Raw genomic sequence first — 15,331 nt, 5'->3', positions numbered from 1 at the left:
AGAAGGAGTGCGCAGTGGCTGACGAGCTGGCCGGGGATCCCGATGTCGGATTCACCCTCACCAGGGTGGTTGTCGAAGACGACGGGATCACGGATCGGGCCACCGCGCTGAGCCTTCGCATCGCGAAAACGCTGGCGGCGCTGGGTCCGCCGGGCTGGACCAAGGTCGAGGCCTCGTTCGCGATGACGGCGGCGGCCGAGGTGTCGATGGTCGTGTTCCACGACGAGCAGGATCGGTTCGCCCGGGTGTTCCCGAGCCCGGAACTGCTGGATCTGCTGCGTGAGCACCGGCACCTTTCCGCCTCGATGGGCGACGGGCCGTGGTGGCGCTACCTGCTCACCCTGAGCAACGCCGGCCGGATGAACGTCGAATACGACTACGGCGACGAACCGTTCCCGGACGATCAGCTGTTCCCACCGACGGTGTACCGCACCGATATCGAGATCTATCCGCGCGATCGGCTGCCGATCTGGCTGGCCGCCTACGTCGGCCACGGCAACCGGCAGATCCGCTCCCCGCTGGCCGCGGCCGAGCAGGCGCGCGCCGATACCGCGGCGGGCCGCAGCGCGATCGGGTCGGCGCCGGACGTGGAATTCCCGCCGCTCGATCTGCTGGCCCGGCGGTGGGCGCTGATCGCGGCCGCGTTCGTCGCGGTGGGCTCCAAGTGGGGCCCGCGCGTGACACCGGCCTTCCACGTCTTCGAGGGCTCGAAGCACAGCGGCTCCACCCTGTGCCTGCTCCCCGGCGATCGTGCGGTGCTCTCCGGCGGGGTATGGGACGCACCGGAACTCGACGCCGTCTACAACAAAGACCTCCCGATGCCGCAGTTCTACCTCGGCGCCCCCGACTGGGTCGCCGAGCCGGTGATCAACCGCCGCGCCGAGAACGGTCTGCTGACCTTCTGCTACTGGTGGGAGGGTGGCCGCTGGTACCGCGGCCAGTCGGCGGGCGCCGACGCGCTCAGTCCCGCCGTCCCCGGCATGTGGGACTCCAGGACCGTCGTCGACGTGCTGACCGGCCTGCTCGGCGCGAAAGCGGGGCAGGCGCAGAAGGAGACGGTTCCCGGTCTGGTCGCGGCCGCCGAGCGTGCGGCTGTGGCAAGGGAGGCGTTCACCCGCGTCTTTCCCGCTGATGTCTACAACGTCGATTCCGCCTGGTTCCAGCTGAATCTCGCCGGTTCGCTCGGCACCCACACCGTGGGCATCGCGACGTGACGGGCGGGGTAGTGCTGTTGCGTGGTTGTGGCAGGTGTGATGTGCTCGCTAACCGACGGGCTGGGAGCTTCGGTTCGTAAGTCGGAGGGAAACGGGTATGGCCAACGAGCATGCCAAGGCACAGATGGCGGACATCCTCGAGACTGTCCAGACCCAGATGCGCGCGATCGCGCAGGTGCAGCAGGACCGCGCCAAGATCGTGGCCAGTGCCACTGTGCGCAAACGGGTCACGGTGACGGTCAACGCCGACTACAAGGTCATCGAGACGAAGTTCACCCCCGATGTCGACCACCTCACCTATACCGAGATCGCGAAGGCTGTCACCGAGGCCGCGCAGCAGGCCGCGGCCGAGGTGGCCCGCAAGACGCAGGCGCTGATGGCGCCGATCCAGAGCGAACGAGCCCGCCTGCCGAAGATCTCCGAATTGGTCGAGGACATGGACGGTTTCGCCATTCCACAGCCGGTGGAGGCATCGCTGGAACCCCCTAATTCGCCTGCTCGAGAACGACTCTCAACCAGCGACGAAGACGGATCCCGTGATCCGGCCCGTCCGGCTACCGACGCGGGCTGGTAATCGGAGATGGTTCAGCCATCGCCACCAACGAGATCGCTTCTGTACATGCGGAATTCATCTGACAGACCGTAGAATCGTTAGCAAGCCGTGTGAATCGGCGGGGTCGTGGTAGCGGTGCCGGGCGGGGCGCGAGGCGATACCGGTACGGACAGGGAGGGTCGACTTCATGGCGGGACCATCCGCGGAACAGCAGTGGTCAGGTCTACGTTCGGCGGCCGGCGGCGGCACCTTGATGCTCGAACCTTCGGCGCTGCCCAAACTGGTCGAGGCGGTGACCAACGCTCGATACTGGGTCAACACGGTCAGGCAGTCGGTCGACGTCGTCGCCAACCTGGTCGACTTCTCCTCGCTCGAGTCGGGTAAGCAGCTCTCACGGCAATTCGAAGCCAAGGCCGCAGAGCTGAAAAAGGTGCTCGGCAAGCACGAAACGGTGCTCGACGACGTCGGCAACACTTTTCTGGACGCGGCAAGGCACTACAAGGGCGCCGAGTCCGACAGCAAGGTGGACCTGGACGCACTGCGGACCGAGATCGAGCAGAGCAAGTCCGGCGGGATGAAGCTGCCGCCACCGCCGCCGACCACCGGGCTCCTGCCGGACCAGGCGGGCGCGGTCAATCTCCCGAAGATCCTGGCCGACGGTGGCATGTTCGATCCCGCGGGGATGAAGGCCGAGAGTCCGAACGGGTACACCTATAACGAGTTGCAGACGATCCGGGCGTCCATCGAGAGCGCGCCCGGCAATCTGGCGCACAACGCGGTCTTCTGGGGCACGCTCGGGTCATCGCTGAAATCGGGCTTCGACGAGCTGAACACCCAGGTGCAAGCCAGCAAGAAGAGCTGGACCAGCCCGGGCGGCGCGACGAAGGCCATGTCGGCGATGTCGGCCTACCACGAGGCCAACGGTGTGCTGGTCGATCAGGTGAACCAGGTGAAGTCCGGCCTGGAGTATTCCGTTTCCTGGCTCTATTCCACCAAGACGAAACTCGCGACGGCACTCATGTTGCCTCGCTGCTACTCCGATCCCAACGGCACGCAGGCGCAGGCGGACAAGGAGGCCTGCGCCAAGAATGGGCGCCAGGTCATGTGGAACTTCTATGTTCCCGGAGTCAACAGCACCACAAGCCATATCGCCACGCTGCCCGAGCCGACCTCGCCGACATCTGGCACCGGACCCGGGACCGGCACTGGGACCGGCACCGGCACGGGGACCGGGACGGGCACGGGGACTGGGACTGGGACTGGGACCGGCAAGCCCTCCGGAGAATTCCTGCGCGCGATAGGCGGGCTGGAGGACCAGAAGCCAGGCGAGACCGGTCCAGGGAAGACCGGTCCAGGCCAGACCGGCACGGACCAGACCGGCGCAGGCGAGACCGACACCGGATCGCCGGGAGAGAATCTGGTGCCGTCGGACTTGCAGTCGGGGACGGAACAGCTGACTTCGGCCTTGCAGTCGGGGCTCGAGCAGGCGAGTTCCGCCGCGCAGTCGGCCTTGGGGCAGGTGCCCTCCGCCTCGGAACTGAGCTCCCTGGCGGGTATTCCGACCTCCAGCGCGCTCGGTTCGCTCCAGGACCAGGCCAAGAAGGCACTCAGCGCGGCAGGCAAGGGCGGTGGCGGCGGTGGCTCGGGCGCGGGTGGCGGTGGCGCCGGTGGGGGCCGCGGCCCGCTCTCGCCGAGTCTGGACAGCGCATCCAAGCTGTTCCCCCGAGCTTCGGTCCCCACGGGTGTCGAGGGGTTCCGCGCGGGCGTCGCGGCGTCGGCGGCCGGTTCACCGATGGGCGGTATGCCGATGGGTGGTATGCCGATGGGTGGCGCGGGCGCCGGTGGTCAGGGCCAGGAGAAGGAACACAAGCGGGCCGACTACCTCGACTCGACCACCCACCTGGACGAGGCGCTCGGTGACGCGCCGATCGTCGCGCGACCGGTGGTGGAACAGTGACGCCCACCTGGGAATTCACCGGCGACGAGTTCGATGCGCTGTGGTCCGGTGTCGAAGCCGAGTACATGCCGGAGCCGTTCGTGCACACCAGCGAGCCGCGCTCCGCCGACGAGGCGGAGTTCGCGCTGAAGCAGGACTGGTTGACGATCAAGCAGCGCTGGGGGCACGAGCTCGACGAGATCATCGACGTGCTCACCCAGCCCGATATCCGAGTGATCGTGCGCGGGTACGGCGGCGGCGAGCGACTCACCGATCCCGCGTTCTCGGTGCGCATGCTCGCTGTCCGCAAAGGCGAAGTGGGCTATCTCGTGCGCCAGCGTCCCGGTCGAACTCTGTACCACGCGGACGGATTCGTGATCACCCGGCACGGTGCGCTGACCCTCGGTGACGTCGTCGCCGACCAGCTGCCGCAGGCCGAGGCAGGGCGCGGCCAGGAGATCCGTCTCGACGAACCGGCCGCCGACCAGCTCGATCACTCCTACGGCCGCTCGTTGGTTCAGCACTACGACGACGACGCCGCGGTGCGAACGTTGACTTTCCAGCAGGCGCCGCTCGACCGCGACGGCTTCATCGACATCGAGCAGGGCTGGTCGCGATTCGGACCGCGCGGCGTCGTGCGCTTGCGACTCGGCTGGCGCGACCTGACCGACGACGGTCGCTATGTGCTGGTGCCCGGCACGCCGCCGGTGGCCGTCGGCGCCGATCGCAAGCGGGTGGTTTCGCTGATCAACACCCAGATCGCGGAAGTTGTCAGAGCCATCAGAGATGATCGGGCGTAGTGATGTTCTCACCTGACGGGAGGGGAGTCGTGGACGAGTTTCCGACTGAGTTCAGTGCGGCGTCGGTGACCGGGGCGATCGTGGTGCGTACCACCGAACAGGGACTGCCGGTGGGGATCACGGTGGATCGCGAGCAGGTGCGCCGCGACCCGGACGAGCTGGCCGCCGAGATCCTGCGGTTGTGCCAGAAGTCGGCCAAGCGAGCGGGTCTGGCGCGGCGTAACCAGTTGGCGGAGGCGGGGTTCGACCCGGCGCTGCTGGCCGCGACGGGACTGCCGACCGAGGCCGAGGTCGCGGCGGCGGAGATCGTCGAGGAGCAGGAATACGACACCGAACCGGACAGCTGGTTGCGGTCGGTCTAGTGAGCGGACAGGGAGGGCAAGGCGATGGTCGAGACCATGGACGAGCTGATCGCGAAGGTGCAGGGCCAGCTCTATCGGCTGCAGGACCTGACCGACGCCACCAACAGCATTCGGGCGCAGGAGACTTCGCCCGACGGCGCGGTGACGGCGACCGTCGACGGCGCGGGCGCCCTGGTCGGCTTGGCGTTCACGAGGGCGATCGCGAAGCTGTCACCGGAGGATTTCGAGCGGGTGCTGACCCAGACCGCACAGACTGCCGCGCACCGTGCGTTCGGCGAACGAGCCGAGCTGGTGACGGCCTACAACCGAACCGGAATGTGAGACCCGACTGATCTTCACCGCCGATAAGTGTGGCGCCGGTTTTCGACGGGTAGATAAAATAGCGAAACACCATGAACTGTTTCGAGATTGGACGATAGCGATGAATCACGTTGCGGTAGTTCCGGATGCAGTGCGTGCGTACGCGGGTGCCTCGGCCACGATGGCGGCGGGGGTCGCCCAGGCGGGCGCGGTCGACCAGGCTGCCACGATGGCCGTCGCGGTGCCCGTGTTCGGCCTGATCGGTCAGGAGTTCCTGATGTCGTTCGCCTACGCGCAGGCCAACCACCTCACCTCGATGGCCGAGCTGGCCGCGGTGCACGCGGGCACCGCGTTGACCGCTACCCAGGCGGCCGCTACCTATGAGGGTGCCGACGGGGCGTCCACGCTGGGCCTCTCGGCGGTCGATCAGTAGCGATGACGTATCCAGGGGGAGATTCGGCCGGTGCGGCAACGTCGGTCGATCCGACTGTGCTCGAGCTGCTGCGTGGCAGTTCGCTGGCGCCGATGCTCGACCAGCCGGTGAGTCAGGTGCTCAGCTCGATGGGGTTGCCCCAGCTGCCGCAGCTGCCGGAGTTCATCCAGCTGCCGGAGATGCCCGCGCTGCCGACGATCGACCTGACGGCGCTGATGCAGCCACTCACCGAACTGGCCTCCGCGTTCGGTACCGGTGCGCTCGGTGGCACCAGCACGACCTCGGGCACCGGCACTTCGACCAATCCCGCTGAGGCGCTGACGAATATCACCTCGGTACTGGAAACGGTGATGTCGCTCGGCTCGACCGCGCTGCAGACGGTGATGCAGCTGTGGCAGAGCGCCGCCGCGGCGGAGGCGACGACCAAGGCGACCGCGGCGCAGGCCGACGGCGCCAAGCTCGCCACACAGAGCACCCAGGAGAAGGGCGTGCTCGCGCACGCGGCGGGCAACGTCGCGGTCGGTGGCGCCAAACTGTCCGCGGTGATCGCCCGCTACTCGGCCACGCTGGCGCTCGCTCCGCTCTACGCGGTGACGCCAGGTGGTCAGGCGGTGCTGATCGCGGCGACCATGGAGGCGATGGCCGAGGGCTTGGCGATCACGGCCGAGACCAAGGCCGAGATGGTGGCCCGCAGCGGCGAGATGGCGCAGGCGGGGGAGAAGGTCCCGGTGACCAACGCGCCGTCCGGCGTCGACGCGAGCAGTGAGTCGCTGAGCCAGCTGATGAGCCTGATCACGCCGTTGATCAGTACCGCGAGCACTGCGGTCTCCTCGCTCGGTTCGCTTGCCGGACAAGTGAGTTCGCTGTCGACGAGCACGACCGGTGACTCGACGACAGCCGGAACCGAGATCTCCGCGACGGGTGCGGAATCCGCCGAGGAGTTGGCTGCCGCAGGTGGCGGCGGTGGCGGTGGCGCGATCGGTGGGGTCGGCGCGATCGGCGGCGCTGCCGCGGCATCATCGCCGCTGAGTCCGTGGCAGGGTGGCCGCAGCAGCGGCCTCTCCACGGTCGGTGCCACCGGCGCGGCAGGCAGCGCGGGCGGCACCACCTCCGGCGGCGCGAACACGACCACGGCATCGGCGGGCGGTTCGTCGCCGGGAATGATGCCGATGGGTGGCGCCGGTGCGGGCATGCCGATGGCGCGCGCGGCGGAGGGCGGCGGCAACGAGGAGGTGCACTCGCAACTGGTCACCGGAAACCACGGCGACGAAGTCGTCGGCGCGATCGCTGGGGTGGTGACCCCGGTCGTCGGTGCCACCGAACAGGTGATCCCCGATGCACCACCGGACAAAGAACTCTCACTGTGACGCGGTACGACCACGACAGGGGCAGCAATGAGTAACACCTTCGAATTCGATTCGGCCGCGGCGAGCAAAGCCGCGGCAGCGCTGGACGGCATCGCCGACCGGCTCACCACCGAGCTGACGGCGGTCGCTCCGGCGCTGCACGTCGCTCCGGCCGGCACCGAGGAGGTATCGGTGCGCGCCGCGAACACGGCCAACGGCGTCGCCGACGACTACCTGACCGGCGCCGAGGCGGGTGCGCACGAAATGAACAAGTTGGCCGCCACGCTGCGCGCGCAGGTCAACGAGTTCGACCAGATGGAAACCGACAACACCACCGGTTTCAACGGATAATGATCGAACCACCGCAGCCCGGCTTCACCGGAGTGGTGTGGGAGGCGCGCGAGCCGGACAAGCTCGCCACCGACCTCACCACCGGTGCCGGACCGATGCCGATGGCCGACGCGGCCGCCGCCTGGACGCGGCTCGCGGCGGCCTTCGGCGCGGCCGTGCTCGACTACGAGCAGGTGCTGCAGAGCTTGCGCGGATCCTGGAAGTCCGGGAGCAGCGAGCTTGTGTGGGAACGGATCTCGACGCTGCGCGAGTGGTTGCTCGAGACCGCGGCGGCCGCGACCGCCAACGCGGCCAGGATGCAGGCTCAGGTCCTCGCCTACGAGGTGGCGGCCATCGCCATGCCCGATACGGCCGATATCGCCGCCATCACGGCGATGCAGCAGGCGCTGGAACAGGTCGGTGCCGTGCTCGGCGCGCCGATCAAGGCGATCGCGGCGCAAACCGACGCCGATGCCGACGTGGCCAAAGCCGTTGCCTCCCGGGTGATGCGCAGCTACGAGGCGGCCACCGAACCGCTGGCGACGCCGTGGTTGCACGCGCCGCCACCGTCGATCGCCCCGGAAGCCGCGCTGACCGGCGAGAAGTCGGGCCAGAGCGCGTCACCGACACCGAGTGCCGGGGCGATGCCGGGGATCGGCGCGATCGGGTTCGGCATGTTGCCGTCTATGCCGGCGCCCGTCCAAACCGCCTACCGTGCACCCACTTTCGTGCAGTCCACCGCCGCGGTGGGTGCCACGACGCAGTCGGCGCCGGTCACCACCACCCCCGCCGGTCAGTCCGCGCCGCTTGTCCCCGGCGCGATGGCGCAGGGCGGGGGCCAGGACTCCGCCCGCTTCCCGCGCGCCGGCATCGCCTACGAGGAGTCCGACCAGCTGGTCGCCGAAGGCGAGATCCAGGCCGCGCCCGCGGTGCTCGGGGTGGCCGAACGCGCCGCCGCGCAGACCAGCGGCACCGCCACCGCGGAGGGACGGCCGTGACCACGCTCACCAACGACGCGCTGCTCGCGGTCGCCGACCGGCTCGGTGTGCAGACCCTGCCACTGGTGCTCGCCGTCGGCCCGCAACAGGACACCTTCGACGCCTGGCGCGCGGCCCGCGACGCCGCGGTCGCCGAACTCACCGCCACCGGCATCTTCGACACCTACGGCGATGTCGAACCCGACCTGGCAGGCGCGCTGCACACCCTGGCCCAACCCGACGCCGAACTCGTCGCCCGCGGCTACGGCGACGACGGCCGACGACGAATCTGTCTGGCCCGCCGCGGTTCCGGCCACGCCAGCGCGGTGCGCACCGGCGAGACCTTCGAGATCGCCACCGACCCCATCGACGGATCGGCCCGTGAACTCGCCCGCCTGCTGCTCGCCGCGCTGCCGACCTGCGCGCCCGCCGAGGTAGCCGCGGTCAGCGTCGCGGCCGACGAGCTCGCCGCGCGCCTCGACGCCGCCGAAACAACTTCTCAGTACGTGGACGCGATGTATGCGCTCGGTATCGACGCGCACCAGGCGACCGTCCTCGGCGCGGCCTTCGGCACCTGCCATGGCTACATCGAGATCGTCGCCGTAGTCCACCACGACGGGCTGACCACCCGAGCCCCTGGCGCGGTCGCGGTGTACGACACCGCGCGCGGCCGGATCGTCGTAGCGCCGATGACGGCGCCCGACGGGCAGGTGTGGTCCACCATCACGCCGGGCACCGATCACCGCCTCACCCAGGCGGTCGGTGCGCTCCTCGAGGGGCTTCCCGGTGGGGGGTGGCGACCAGATTGAGCCATCTCTCGTTTTCAACCATCAAGTAGGAAAGGTTCGGCACATGCCCCCTCAGGGACCAGTAGGTGTAGAAGCCGGCGGCGTAGACGGCGTCGTCTCCAAGCTCGAAGGCACCATCAACAACCTCCGCACATCGGTCGGCCAGATCGACGACGCGGCCCAGGCCGTGCTCCGCGGCTGGAAGGGTGACGCTTCCAACGAATTCGTGAAGGTCGCCCAGGCCTGGCACGAAGAGGCCGACGCACTGAACAAGAAGTTCGACCGGCTGACCGACGCGGTCAACTCCGGTAAGTCCACCCTCGTCAACATGGACGGCGGCGGCCTGTCCGGCGGCGGCGCCGGCGGCGGCGGCAACCTCACCACTCTCTGACCGCGAATCAGAACGAACAGGAATTGAGCTCATGACCATTCTTTACGATCCCGCGGCGATGAACGAGCTGTACAGCGACCTGCAGACCTACGGCGGGAAGATGAAGGGCGAGATCGACGAACTCGAGGGCGCTGCTTCGGATTTCCGGAACAACCTGCAGGGTGACAATGCGATCAGCAACTTCGACACCGCGCACAAGAACGTCACCACCGAGCTGACCGACACCCTCGACAAGCTCGACAGGCTGGCCGCTCAGGTCGAGGCCGCGCTCAACCGCGCACTCGATGCCGACGGCAAGGTCGGCGACGGCTTCGCTGATTTCTAGGAGCTGAGTTATTGGAGCGCTGGCGCGCTCGAGCGCGGCCCCTGTGGGGCCGCCCGAAAAACGGGGCGGGACTCGTGCCTTCGGCACTTTGTCCCGCCCCGTTTTTCGGGCGGCCGGGCCGCTACGCCCGCTGCGCGGGCGTAGGCCTCCTCGAGGTCGGCCCGTGCGGGGCCGGGTTGTGGGGGGCGTGGGTTCGGGGGGTGCCCGAAGTCGGTGTGATGCTTCGGAATTCAGCGTGCGGCTAGTGATTCGCCGATGTAGTGCATTTCGTCCGGGGTAGTCACCATCGACACCGTGGCGCTGCCCGCACTGGTTCGGACCGTGATCCGGTTCGGGGCGTAGGGGTCCTGGATGAGGGTGACGTCGGGTTGCAGGGCGTCCGGATCACGTTCGGTGGTACGGATTTCGATGAAGGTCGCGCCGCCGAGGTGGGTCGTGGGGGCGATGCCGTCGAATACCAGGACGGTCGTGGTCGGGTACGGAGCCGCGGGTACGGGGGGCGGTCCGAGCGGTGCCGACGGGGTCGCGCCCGCGGCGCGTGGCGCGATCGAAAGTAGTTGGGGGGTAGCCAAGTTGGCGACCATCGACTGCCACGCCTGCGGGCGCGAGGTGTGGACGACGGCATGGGCGCCGAGTGCGGTGGCCCGCAGGATCACCTGCTGGGCGAGGTCGAGGTTGCCGATCACATCCACATGGCGCGTGCCCGCGCCGATCAGCGGGACCGCGATGCCCTGGCCGCGTTCGTCGGCGCCGATCAGCTGGCCGCAGCCGGTCGTCGGCACGGCGATGTCGGTGAGCGCGGTGAGGGTGCCGCGGTAGCCGTCGCGGCCACCGAGCGCATCGGCGGCACCGATGGGCAAGGTGTCGAGCAGGATTCGGCGCTGGCTGCCGGGGAGCTCGCGCAGACCGGCGATCGGGGCCTTCTCGTAGGGCTGCGCCGAGTCGAAGCGCACGACCGCGTTGAGCACGACGGTCCCCGCCTTGTCGTCCGCGCGGCCGATCCGGCCCGCACCGGGATGCAGGCGCAGCGTGACGGTGGTCGACAGCGTCGGCAGCGACCAGATCTCGGCCAGCCCGTTGGTGCCGATCATCGGAGCGGTGAGCTGGTAGTGGGTCAGGTGCCTACCGAACTCCGACTCGAGGCCGTGTGCCGACTCGGTCAGCCGCAGCGGGTCGAAGCCGTAGGACAGTTCGCGCAGCGCGCTGTTCATCTCGGTCGCGGTGAGTACCGCGGCGTCTATGTCATGGGTAGCCAACCTGTTCGCGACCCGGCGGGTGGCGATGATCATCGTGCGCAGCGCACCGGTGGCACCACCGCCGCGCTTGTCCACCGCTGTCGCGTTGGCCACGGGGTCAAGGCGCAGTACGAGCCAGCAGGTGCGGTGCGCGATGGCGGGCAGCGGGCCGAGAATCCGGTTGTAGAGGTACGCGGCCGCGCCGGTGCCCGCGGTGCGCGCTCCGGTGGAGATCACATCGATGCTCACCAACCCCACATCGAACTGCTCGAGGCAGCGCGCCACTTCGGTGAGCGGCAACAACTGGTCGGCACTCAGCGAGCCGCGGCGCAGCAGGGTGAGGGTGTCCGGCGGCGGATCGATCCGCAGCATGGTGAGCAGCAGATCACCGTCCCAGCGCACCCCGCAGGCGCCGCCCTCGGGCAGCGGCACGTCGAACGCGGGTGCCCGATCGAGGGTGTCGGCGCGGCCGCGCAGGCGGCGGGCCGACCAGTCCCCGATCCGCACCGCAGGCGGCCTGCGCCGGATCGGCACGAGTCCGATCACGAGCACCGCCGCGGCGCCGCCGATCGCGCCGTAGACCGAATCGGTCGTCGCCAGCACGATCCAGGCCACGGTCGCCGCGAGTACCGCGGTGGGCACACACGCACGCAGCGGATACATCCGGAACAACCAGAATTCCGGATCACGCAAGGTGTCGTAGATCTGTGCGCTGCCGGTTTCCCCGGCGTTCACATCGTTGTTCAAAATCGTTGTCCCTGCTTGGCATACGTCGAATCGTGGTGAAGGACAAGTTCGGATTTACGGTACCGTGTCCGACGAGACGGTGATCAACTCAGCAATGGAGTACCTGTGCCGGCACAGCTGACAACCAAAGCCCAGGTCAATGGTTATCGCTTTCTGCTACGCAGGCTCGATCACGCACTGGTCCGCCGTGATGTGCGCATGTTGCACGACCCGATGAAGTCGCAGAGCCGGTCGATGATGGTCGGCGCGGTGCTCGGACTGATCGTCGTGGCGGGCGCGGCGATCCTCGGCTTTCTCAGACCACAGGGCGCGATCGGTGACGCACTGATCGTCACCGGGAAGCAGAGCGGCGCCATGTACGTGGTCGTCGAGGCCAAGGAGGGCGAGAAGACCCTCCACCCGGTCCTCAATCTGGCTTCGGCCCGGCTCATCGCCGGCGACGCGCAGGCGCCGAAATCGGTGAAGGACGACAAGCTCGGGTCGCTGCCGCGCGGGCCGCTGCTCGGCATTCCCGGCGCCCCGGCGGCGATGCCCGGTTCCAAGCAGGGGTCGAGCTCGAACTGGACATTGTGCGAGACCACCCAGCTCTCGGCCGTCGGCAGCGCGTCCGGGGCAAGCGGGGGCCTGACCACCACCATCATCGGCAAGCCCGAGACCGGTGACCGGATCGGTGCCATCGGCGCGGACGACGCCATGTTGATGCGCCACGGCGACAAGACCTTCCTCGTGTACCGCGGGACCAGGGCCGAGGTCGACCCGAACAACTCGGTGCTCGCCCGCACCCTCGGCCTGACCGGTCAGCGGGTCCGCCCGATCGGCAGCGCGGTGCTCGGCGCGACCACCCAGGCCCCGTCGCTGACCGTGCCGACCATCGAGCGCGCGGGCGAACCGGGGCCGGGCAAGCTGTCGAACGTGCCGATCGGCGGCATCATCGCGGTGACCGGCGTCGAGGCAGCGGGCCAGGAGACGATGTACGTGGTGTTGGCCGACGGCGTGCAGCGCGTCTCGGAGTTCACCGCCGATCTGTTGCGCAACGCCGATTCGCGTGGCATGCGCGAGATCGCCGAGCTGGCACCGGATGTGCTCGACCGGATGCCGATCCTGCACACCCTGCCGATCGATGGTTTCCCCGAGCACAAGCCGCGCCTGCTGTCCGCCGAGGACGCCCCCGTGGCCTGCGTGAACTGGGCCAAGGATCCCGGCGAGGCCACCGTGCAGGGGGAGTCGGTGGACGGGCCCGCCGAACGCGCCACCGTGACGTTGCTCGCCGGAACGAAACTGCCGCTGGCCGGTTCGGCCAAGCCGGTGAAACTCTCGACCGCCGACGGTTCGGGTGACCGGATGGACGCGGTGTACCTGGCGCCGAGCACCGGCGAATACGTCCAGGTCACCGGGGTCGAGCCCGGCAGCTTGCGGCGCGAATCGCTGTTCTATGTGGCCGACAACGGAATTCGCTACGGCATCCCCGACACCGCGACCGCCGCGGTGCTCGGCCTCGGTGACAAGCCGAGGCTCGCACCGTGGTCGATCATCGGTAAACTCGTGCCCGGCCCGACGCTGTCCGCGAAAGATGCACTGACCAGCTACGATTCACTGCCGACGGCGAGCAAATAGCCGAAGCGGGCTCAGCTCAGGTTCGGGATCTGTCCGATATTGAGGGTGGCCACGATCCCGGCGAGCGCGGTCCGCATGTCCGATTCCTCGATGCGCATCAGCACGTCGTCGTCGACCTCGGTCAGATCGAGCCCGTCGGTATTGGCGAGCCGGAACTCGCGTTCCTCCTCCGCCGACTCGATCACATTGCGGATGAAGCGGCCGTTACCGGCCAGGTCGACACCGCGACGCGGCTGCCCGCTCTGATCGGTGCTCTCCAGGTTGTAGAGGTACTCGCAGGTCTCGATCAGCGTGGCCAGCGACTCCGGGGACAGTTGCGAATCCCGGCTGTTCGCCACGATTTCGCCGATCTGCCCGAGCTCGACGGCCGTGTAGGACGGGAACTGCAGACGCTTGGCGAAGCGGGAGGCCAAGCCGTCGTTGGCGGCGAGCAGCCGGTCGATCTCGCCGTCGTACCCGGCGATGATCACCACCAGCCGATCGCGGTCGTTCTCCATCCGCGCCAGCAACGTGTCCACCGCCTCGCGGCCGAACGCGTCACCACCCGAGAGTCCGGTCTGGATCAGGGTGTAGGCCTCATCGATGAACAGCACGCCGTCCATCGCGCTGTCGATCAGCTTCTCGGACTTGATCGCCGTGCCGCCGAGGTTCTGGCTCACGAAGTCGACCCGCTTGGCCTCGACCACCTTGTCCGTCTTCAACAATCCGACACCGCAATAGATCTTGGCGACCACCCGTGCGATGGTCGTCTTGCCGGTACCGGGCGGACCGGTGAAAGCCAGGTGCTGGCCACGGGACTGACTCGACAGGCCCTTACCCGCCCGGATCTTGGCCAGCTGCGCCGAGGACTGCAACTTGGCCACCTGGTTCTTCACCGAGGCGAGACCGACCTGCTTGTCGAGTTGCGCGCGTGCTTCTGCGAGTACGGTTTTGGCGCGGTCCTCGGCGGCGGCCTCGTTCATCGAGGCCAACGTCGGCGCCGAGTCGGGGTCCCACTTGTCGGTGCGCGCGTCGATCACCTCGCGGCTGGTGACCACGATCCGGAAGGTGCGGTCGCGCATCGCCGTCGTATTGGCGGTGAAGTCGGGCAGCTGCGAGTAGACCTGCTCGAACAGCTTCTGGGCCTCGGCCTCGTTGCCCGATTCCCGCAGGCACAGGCCACGGTTGTACATGGCGGTGAACTTCGCCGACGGAATCGGGCCCGCCTCAGCCTGTTCCATCCGCCGGATCGCCTCCCCGAACAACCCCAGCTGCGCGCACGCGGTGCCGACCATCACGTTCGCGCCGGTGGCCAGGTACGGGTCCTTCCAGCTCTCCGAACCGGCCAGCACGGTCATCACCTCCGGCCAACGCTGGGTGTTGTAGTGCAGGATGCCGCGGATGTAGGAGCTGATCCGATCGTCGATCTGCTTGTCGGGGTCGTCGGGGCGGCCCGCGCGCAGCTTCGCCAGCTCGTCGAGCACCTGCTCGGCCTGGTCGTAGTCGGTATCGGCGATCAGCTGCGATGCCCAGGCCAGCCAGATCTCGGTGAGCCCGGACAACGGGTAGTCGATGTAGAGGCCGGGCAGGAAGCGTCCGGCCATGGCCCGCGGCGCGAGGCCGATCCGGCGCTGCTCGCGGCCGAGCGAATCAAGGCTGGTGCGATGCAGATTGAACAGCACCTCCTTGGTCACCTCGCCGGCGGCGGCGCGGCCGAGCCACGCGTCACACATCGACGAATCCCATTCCGTCGCGCGCTGGAAGGCCAGCTTCGCGTACTCCTGGTCACGCGCGGACTCCTGACCGTCGATGGACAGACCGAGCGAGAGGACTCCCGCGTCGAAGGCGCGCTGAGCCTGGCGAATGTCTGGCATATGGTGTCGGACCCCGAAATCTTCCTCTGATGGACAGCTGGTGTTCAATCCGGCGGCGACGACTTCGATCGCGCCGGTTTGCCATGTCCGTTAGATTAGGTAACGCTGCCGTGTGGTCGCAACGGAA

General features: G+C 68.3%; 16 protein-coding genes. 14 read left to right on the top strand and 2 right to left on the bottom strand.

Translation table 11 applies throughout. The annotated features are described in order from the left end of the window. The first annotated feature begins 14 nt into the window (after nucleotides 1–14). The 13 genes from ACLJPD_RS19630 (at nucleotide 15) to ACLJPD_RS19570 (ending at nucleotide 9,755) form a co-directional block, all read left to right on the top strand. The gene (locus ACLJPD_RS19630) at nucleotides 15–1,214 is read left to right on the top strand and encodes a hypothetical protein (protein WP_410873913.1); all 1,200 of its coding nucleotides are present in this window, start codon (nucleotides 15–17) and stop codon (nucleotides 1,212–1,214) included. 97 nt (nucleotides 1,215–1,311) lie between these two features. Next, nucleotides 1,312–1,788, top strand: a complete 477-nt coding sequence (locus ACLJPD_RS19625; protein ID WP_410873911.1) for a YbaB/EbfC family nucleoid-associated protein — start codon at nucleotides 1,312–1,314, stop codon at nucleotides 1,786–1,788. A gap of 166 nt (nucleotides 1,789–1,954) precedes the next feature. Beyond that, the gene (locus ACLJPD_RS19620) at nucleotides 1,955–3,724 is read left to right on the top strand and encodes a hypothetical protein (RefSeq protein ID WP_410873909.1); all 1,770 of its coding nucleotides are present in this window, start codon (nucleotides 1,955–1,957) and stop codon (nucleotides 3,722–3,724) included. Beyond that, nucleotides 3,721–4,503, top strand: coding sequence for an ESX secretion-associated protein EspG (locus tag ACLJPD_RS19615; RefSeq protein WP_410873907.1), 783 nt, complete (start codon nucleotides 3,721–3,723; stop codon nucleotides 4,501–4,503). Before ACLJPD_RS19620 ends, ACLJPD_RS19615 begins: the two co-directional genes overlap by 4 nt. 29 nt (nucleotides 4,504–4,532) lie before the next feature. Further along, nucleotides 4,533–4,865 carry a hypothetical protein gene (locus ACLJPD_RS19610; RefSeq protein ID WP_410873905.1) on the top strand — a complete coding sequence of 111 codons (333 nt, stop codon included), beginning with the start codon at nucleotides 4,533–4,535 and terminating at the stop codon, nucleotides 4,863–4,865. Nucleotides 4,866–4,889: 24 nt separating this feature from the next. After that, entirely contained in the window at nucleotides 4,890–5,186 is a 297-nt protein-coding gene (locus ACLJPD_RS19605) for a YbaB/EbfC family nucleoid-associated protein (protein ID WP_410873903.1), read from the top strand. A 100-nt stretch (nucleotides 5,187–5,286) separates the two neighbouring features. Next, nucleotides 5,287–5,598 (top strand): type VII secretion target, encoded by a 312-nt coding sequence (locus ACLJPD_RS19600; RefSeq protein ID WP_410873901.1) that lies wholly within the window; start codon nucleotides 5,287–5,289, stop codon nucleotides 5,596–5,598. A 2-nt stretch (nucleotides 5,599–5,600) separates the two neighbouring features. Beyond that, nucleotides 5,601–6,965 carry a hypothetical protein gene (locus ACLJPD_RS19595; protein ID WP_410873899.1) on the top strand — a complete coding sequence of 455 codons (1,365 nt, stop codon included), beginning with the start codon at nucleotides 5,601–5,603 and terminating at the stop codon, nucleotides 6,963–6,965. Between the two features lie 27 nt (nucleotides 6,966–6,992). Then, the gene (locus tag ACLJPD_RS19590) at nucleotides 6,993–7,295 is read left to right on the top strand and encodes a PE family protein (RefSeq protein WP_410873897.1); all 303 of its coding nucleotides are present in this window, start codon (nucleotides 6,993–6,995) and stop codon (nucleotides 7,293–7,295) included. Then, nucleotides 7,295–8,272, top strand: coding sequence for a PPE domain-containing protein (locus ACLJPD_RS19585; protein WP_410873895.1), 978 nt, complete (start codon nucleotides 7,295–7,297; stop codon nucleotides 8,270–8,272). Before ACLJPD_RS19590 ends, ACLJPD_RS19585 begins: the two co-directional genes overlap by 1 nt. After that, the gene (locus tag ACLJPD_RS19580; protein WP_410873893.1) at nucleotides 8,269–9,060 is read left to right on the top strand and encodes an ESX secretion-associated protein EspG; all 792 of its coding nucleotides are present in this window, start codon (nucleotides 8,269–8,271) and stop codon (nucleotides 9,058–9,060) included. Before ACLJPD_RS19585 ends, ACLJPD_RS19580 begins: the two co-directional genes overlap by 4 nt. Nucleotides 9,061–9,103: 43 nt before the next feature. Next, the gene (locus ACLJPD_RS19575; RefSeq protein WP_410873891.1) at nucleotides 9,104–9,430 is read left to right on the top strand and encodes a WXG100 family type VII secretion target; all 327 of its coding nucleotides are present in this window, start codon (nucleotides 9,104–9,106) and stop codon (nucleotides 9,428–9,430) included. A 31-nt stretch (nucleotides 9,431–9,461) separates the two neighbouring features. After that, complete coding sequence (locus tag ACLJPD_RS19570; protein WP_410873889.1) at nucleotides 9,462–9,755, top strand: WXG100 family type VII secretion target; 294 nt, start codon at nucleotides 9,462–9,464, stop codon at nucleotides 9,753–9,755. A 230-nt stretch (nucleotides 9,756–9,985) separates the two neighbouring features. Here ACLJPD_RS19570 and eccE read toward each other — a convergent pair whose 3' ends face one another. After that, nucleotides 9,986–11,737: a type VII secretion protein EccE gene (gene eccE, locus ACLJPD_RS19565; RefSeq protein ID WP_410873887.1), complete on the bottom strand. Its 1,752-nt coding sequence runs from the start codon at nucleotides 11,735–11,737 to the stop codon at nucleotides 9,986–9,988. Nucleotides 11,738–11,842: 105 nt separating this feature from the next. Between eccE and eccB the strand changes: the two genes are divergently transcribed. After that, the gene (eccB, locus tag ACLJPD_RS19560) at nucleotides 11,843–13,351 is read left to right on the top strand and encodes a type VII secretion protein EccB (protein WP_410873885.1); all 1,509 of its coding nucleotides are present in this window, start codon (nucleotides 11,843–11,845) and stop codon (nucleotides 13,349–13,351) included. Nucleotides 13,352–13,362: 11 nt separating this feature from the next. Here the strand turns inward: eccB and eccA are convergent, their stop codons facing one another. Beyond that, entirely contained in the window at nucleotides 13,363–15,204 is a 1,842-nt protein-coding gene (eccA, locus tag ACLJPD_RS19555; RefSeq protein ID WP_410873883.1) for a type VII secretion AAA-ATPase EccA, read from the bottom strand. Nucleotides 15,205–15,331: the final 127 nt, after the last annotated feature.

The sequence above is a fragment of the Nocardia sp. A7 genome, from assembly GCF_046549215.1.
Lineage (GTDB): Bacteria > Actinomycetota > Actinomycetes > Mycobacteriales > Mycobacteriaceae > Nocardia.
Note: the sequence above shows the minus strand (reverse complement) of the source record. Positions and strands in the feature narration are given on the sequence as shown.

What these genes read in the sequence shown, in the direction of transcription:
- ACLJPD_RS19590 (WP_410873897.1), top strand. Translation starts at nt 6,993, where the DNA reads ATGAGTAACACCTTCGAATTCGATTCGGCCGCGGCGAGCAAAGCCGCG.
- ACLJPD_RS19575 (WP_410873891.1), top strand. Translation starts at nt 9,104, where the DNA reads ATGCCCCCTCAGGGACCAGTAGGTGTAGAAGCCGGCGGCGTAGACGGC.
- ACLJPD_RS19625 (WP_410873911.1), top strand. Translation starts at nt 1,312, where the DNA reads ATGGCCAACGAGCATGCCAAGGCACAGATGGCGGACATCCTCGAGACT.
- ACLJPD_RS19605 (WP_410873903.1), top strand. Translation starts at nt 4,890, where the DNA reads ATGGTCGAGACCATGGACGAGCTGATCGCGAAGGTGCAGGGCCAGCTC.
- ACLJPD_RS19585 (WP_410873895.1), top strand. Translation starts at nt 7,295, where the DNA reads ATGATCGAACCACCGCAGCCCGGCTTCACCGGAGTGGTGTGGGAGGCG.
- eccA (WP_410873883.1), bottom strand. Translation starts at nt 15,204, where the DNA reads ATGCCAGACATTCGCCAGGCTCAGCGCGCCTTCGACGCGGGAGTCCTC.
- ACLJPD_RS19570 (WP_410873889.1), top strand. Translation starts at nt 9,462, where the DNA reads ATGACCATTCTTTACGATCCCGCGGCGATGAACGAGCTGTACAGCGAC.
- ACLJPD_RS19620 (WP_410873909.1), top strand. Translation starts at nt 1,955, where the DNA reads ATGGCGGGACCATCCGCGGAACAGCAGTGGTCAGGTCTACGTTCGGCG.
- ACLJPD_RS19595 (WP_410873899.1), top strand. Translation starts at nt 5,601, where the DNA reads ATGACGTATCCAGGGGGAGATTCGGCCGGTGCGGCAACGTCGGTCGAT.
- ACLJPD_RS19600 (WP_410873901.1), top strand. Translation starts at nt 5,287, where the DNA reads ATGAATCACGTTGCGGTAGTTCCGGATGCAGTGCGTGCGTACGCGGGT.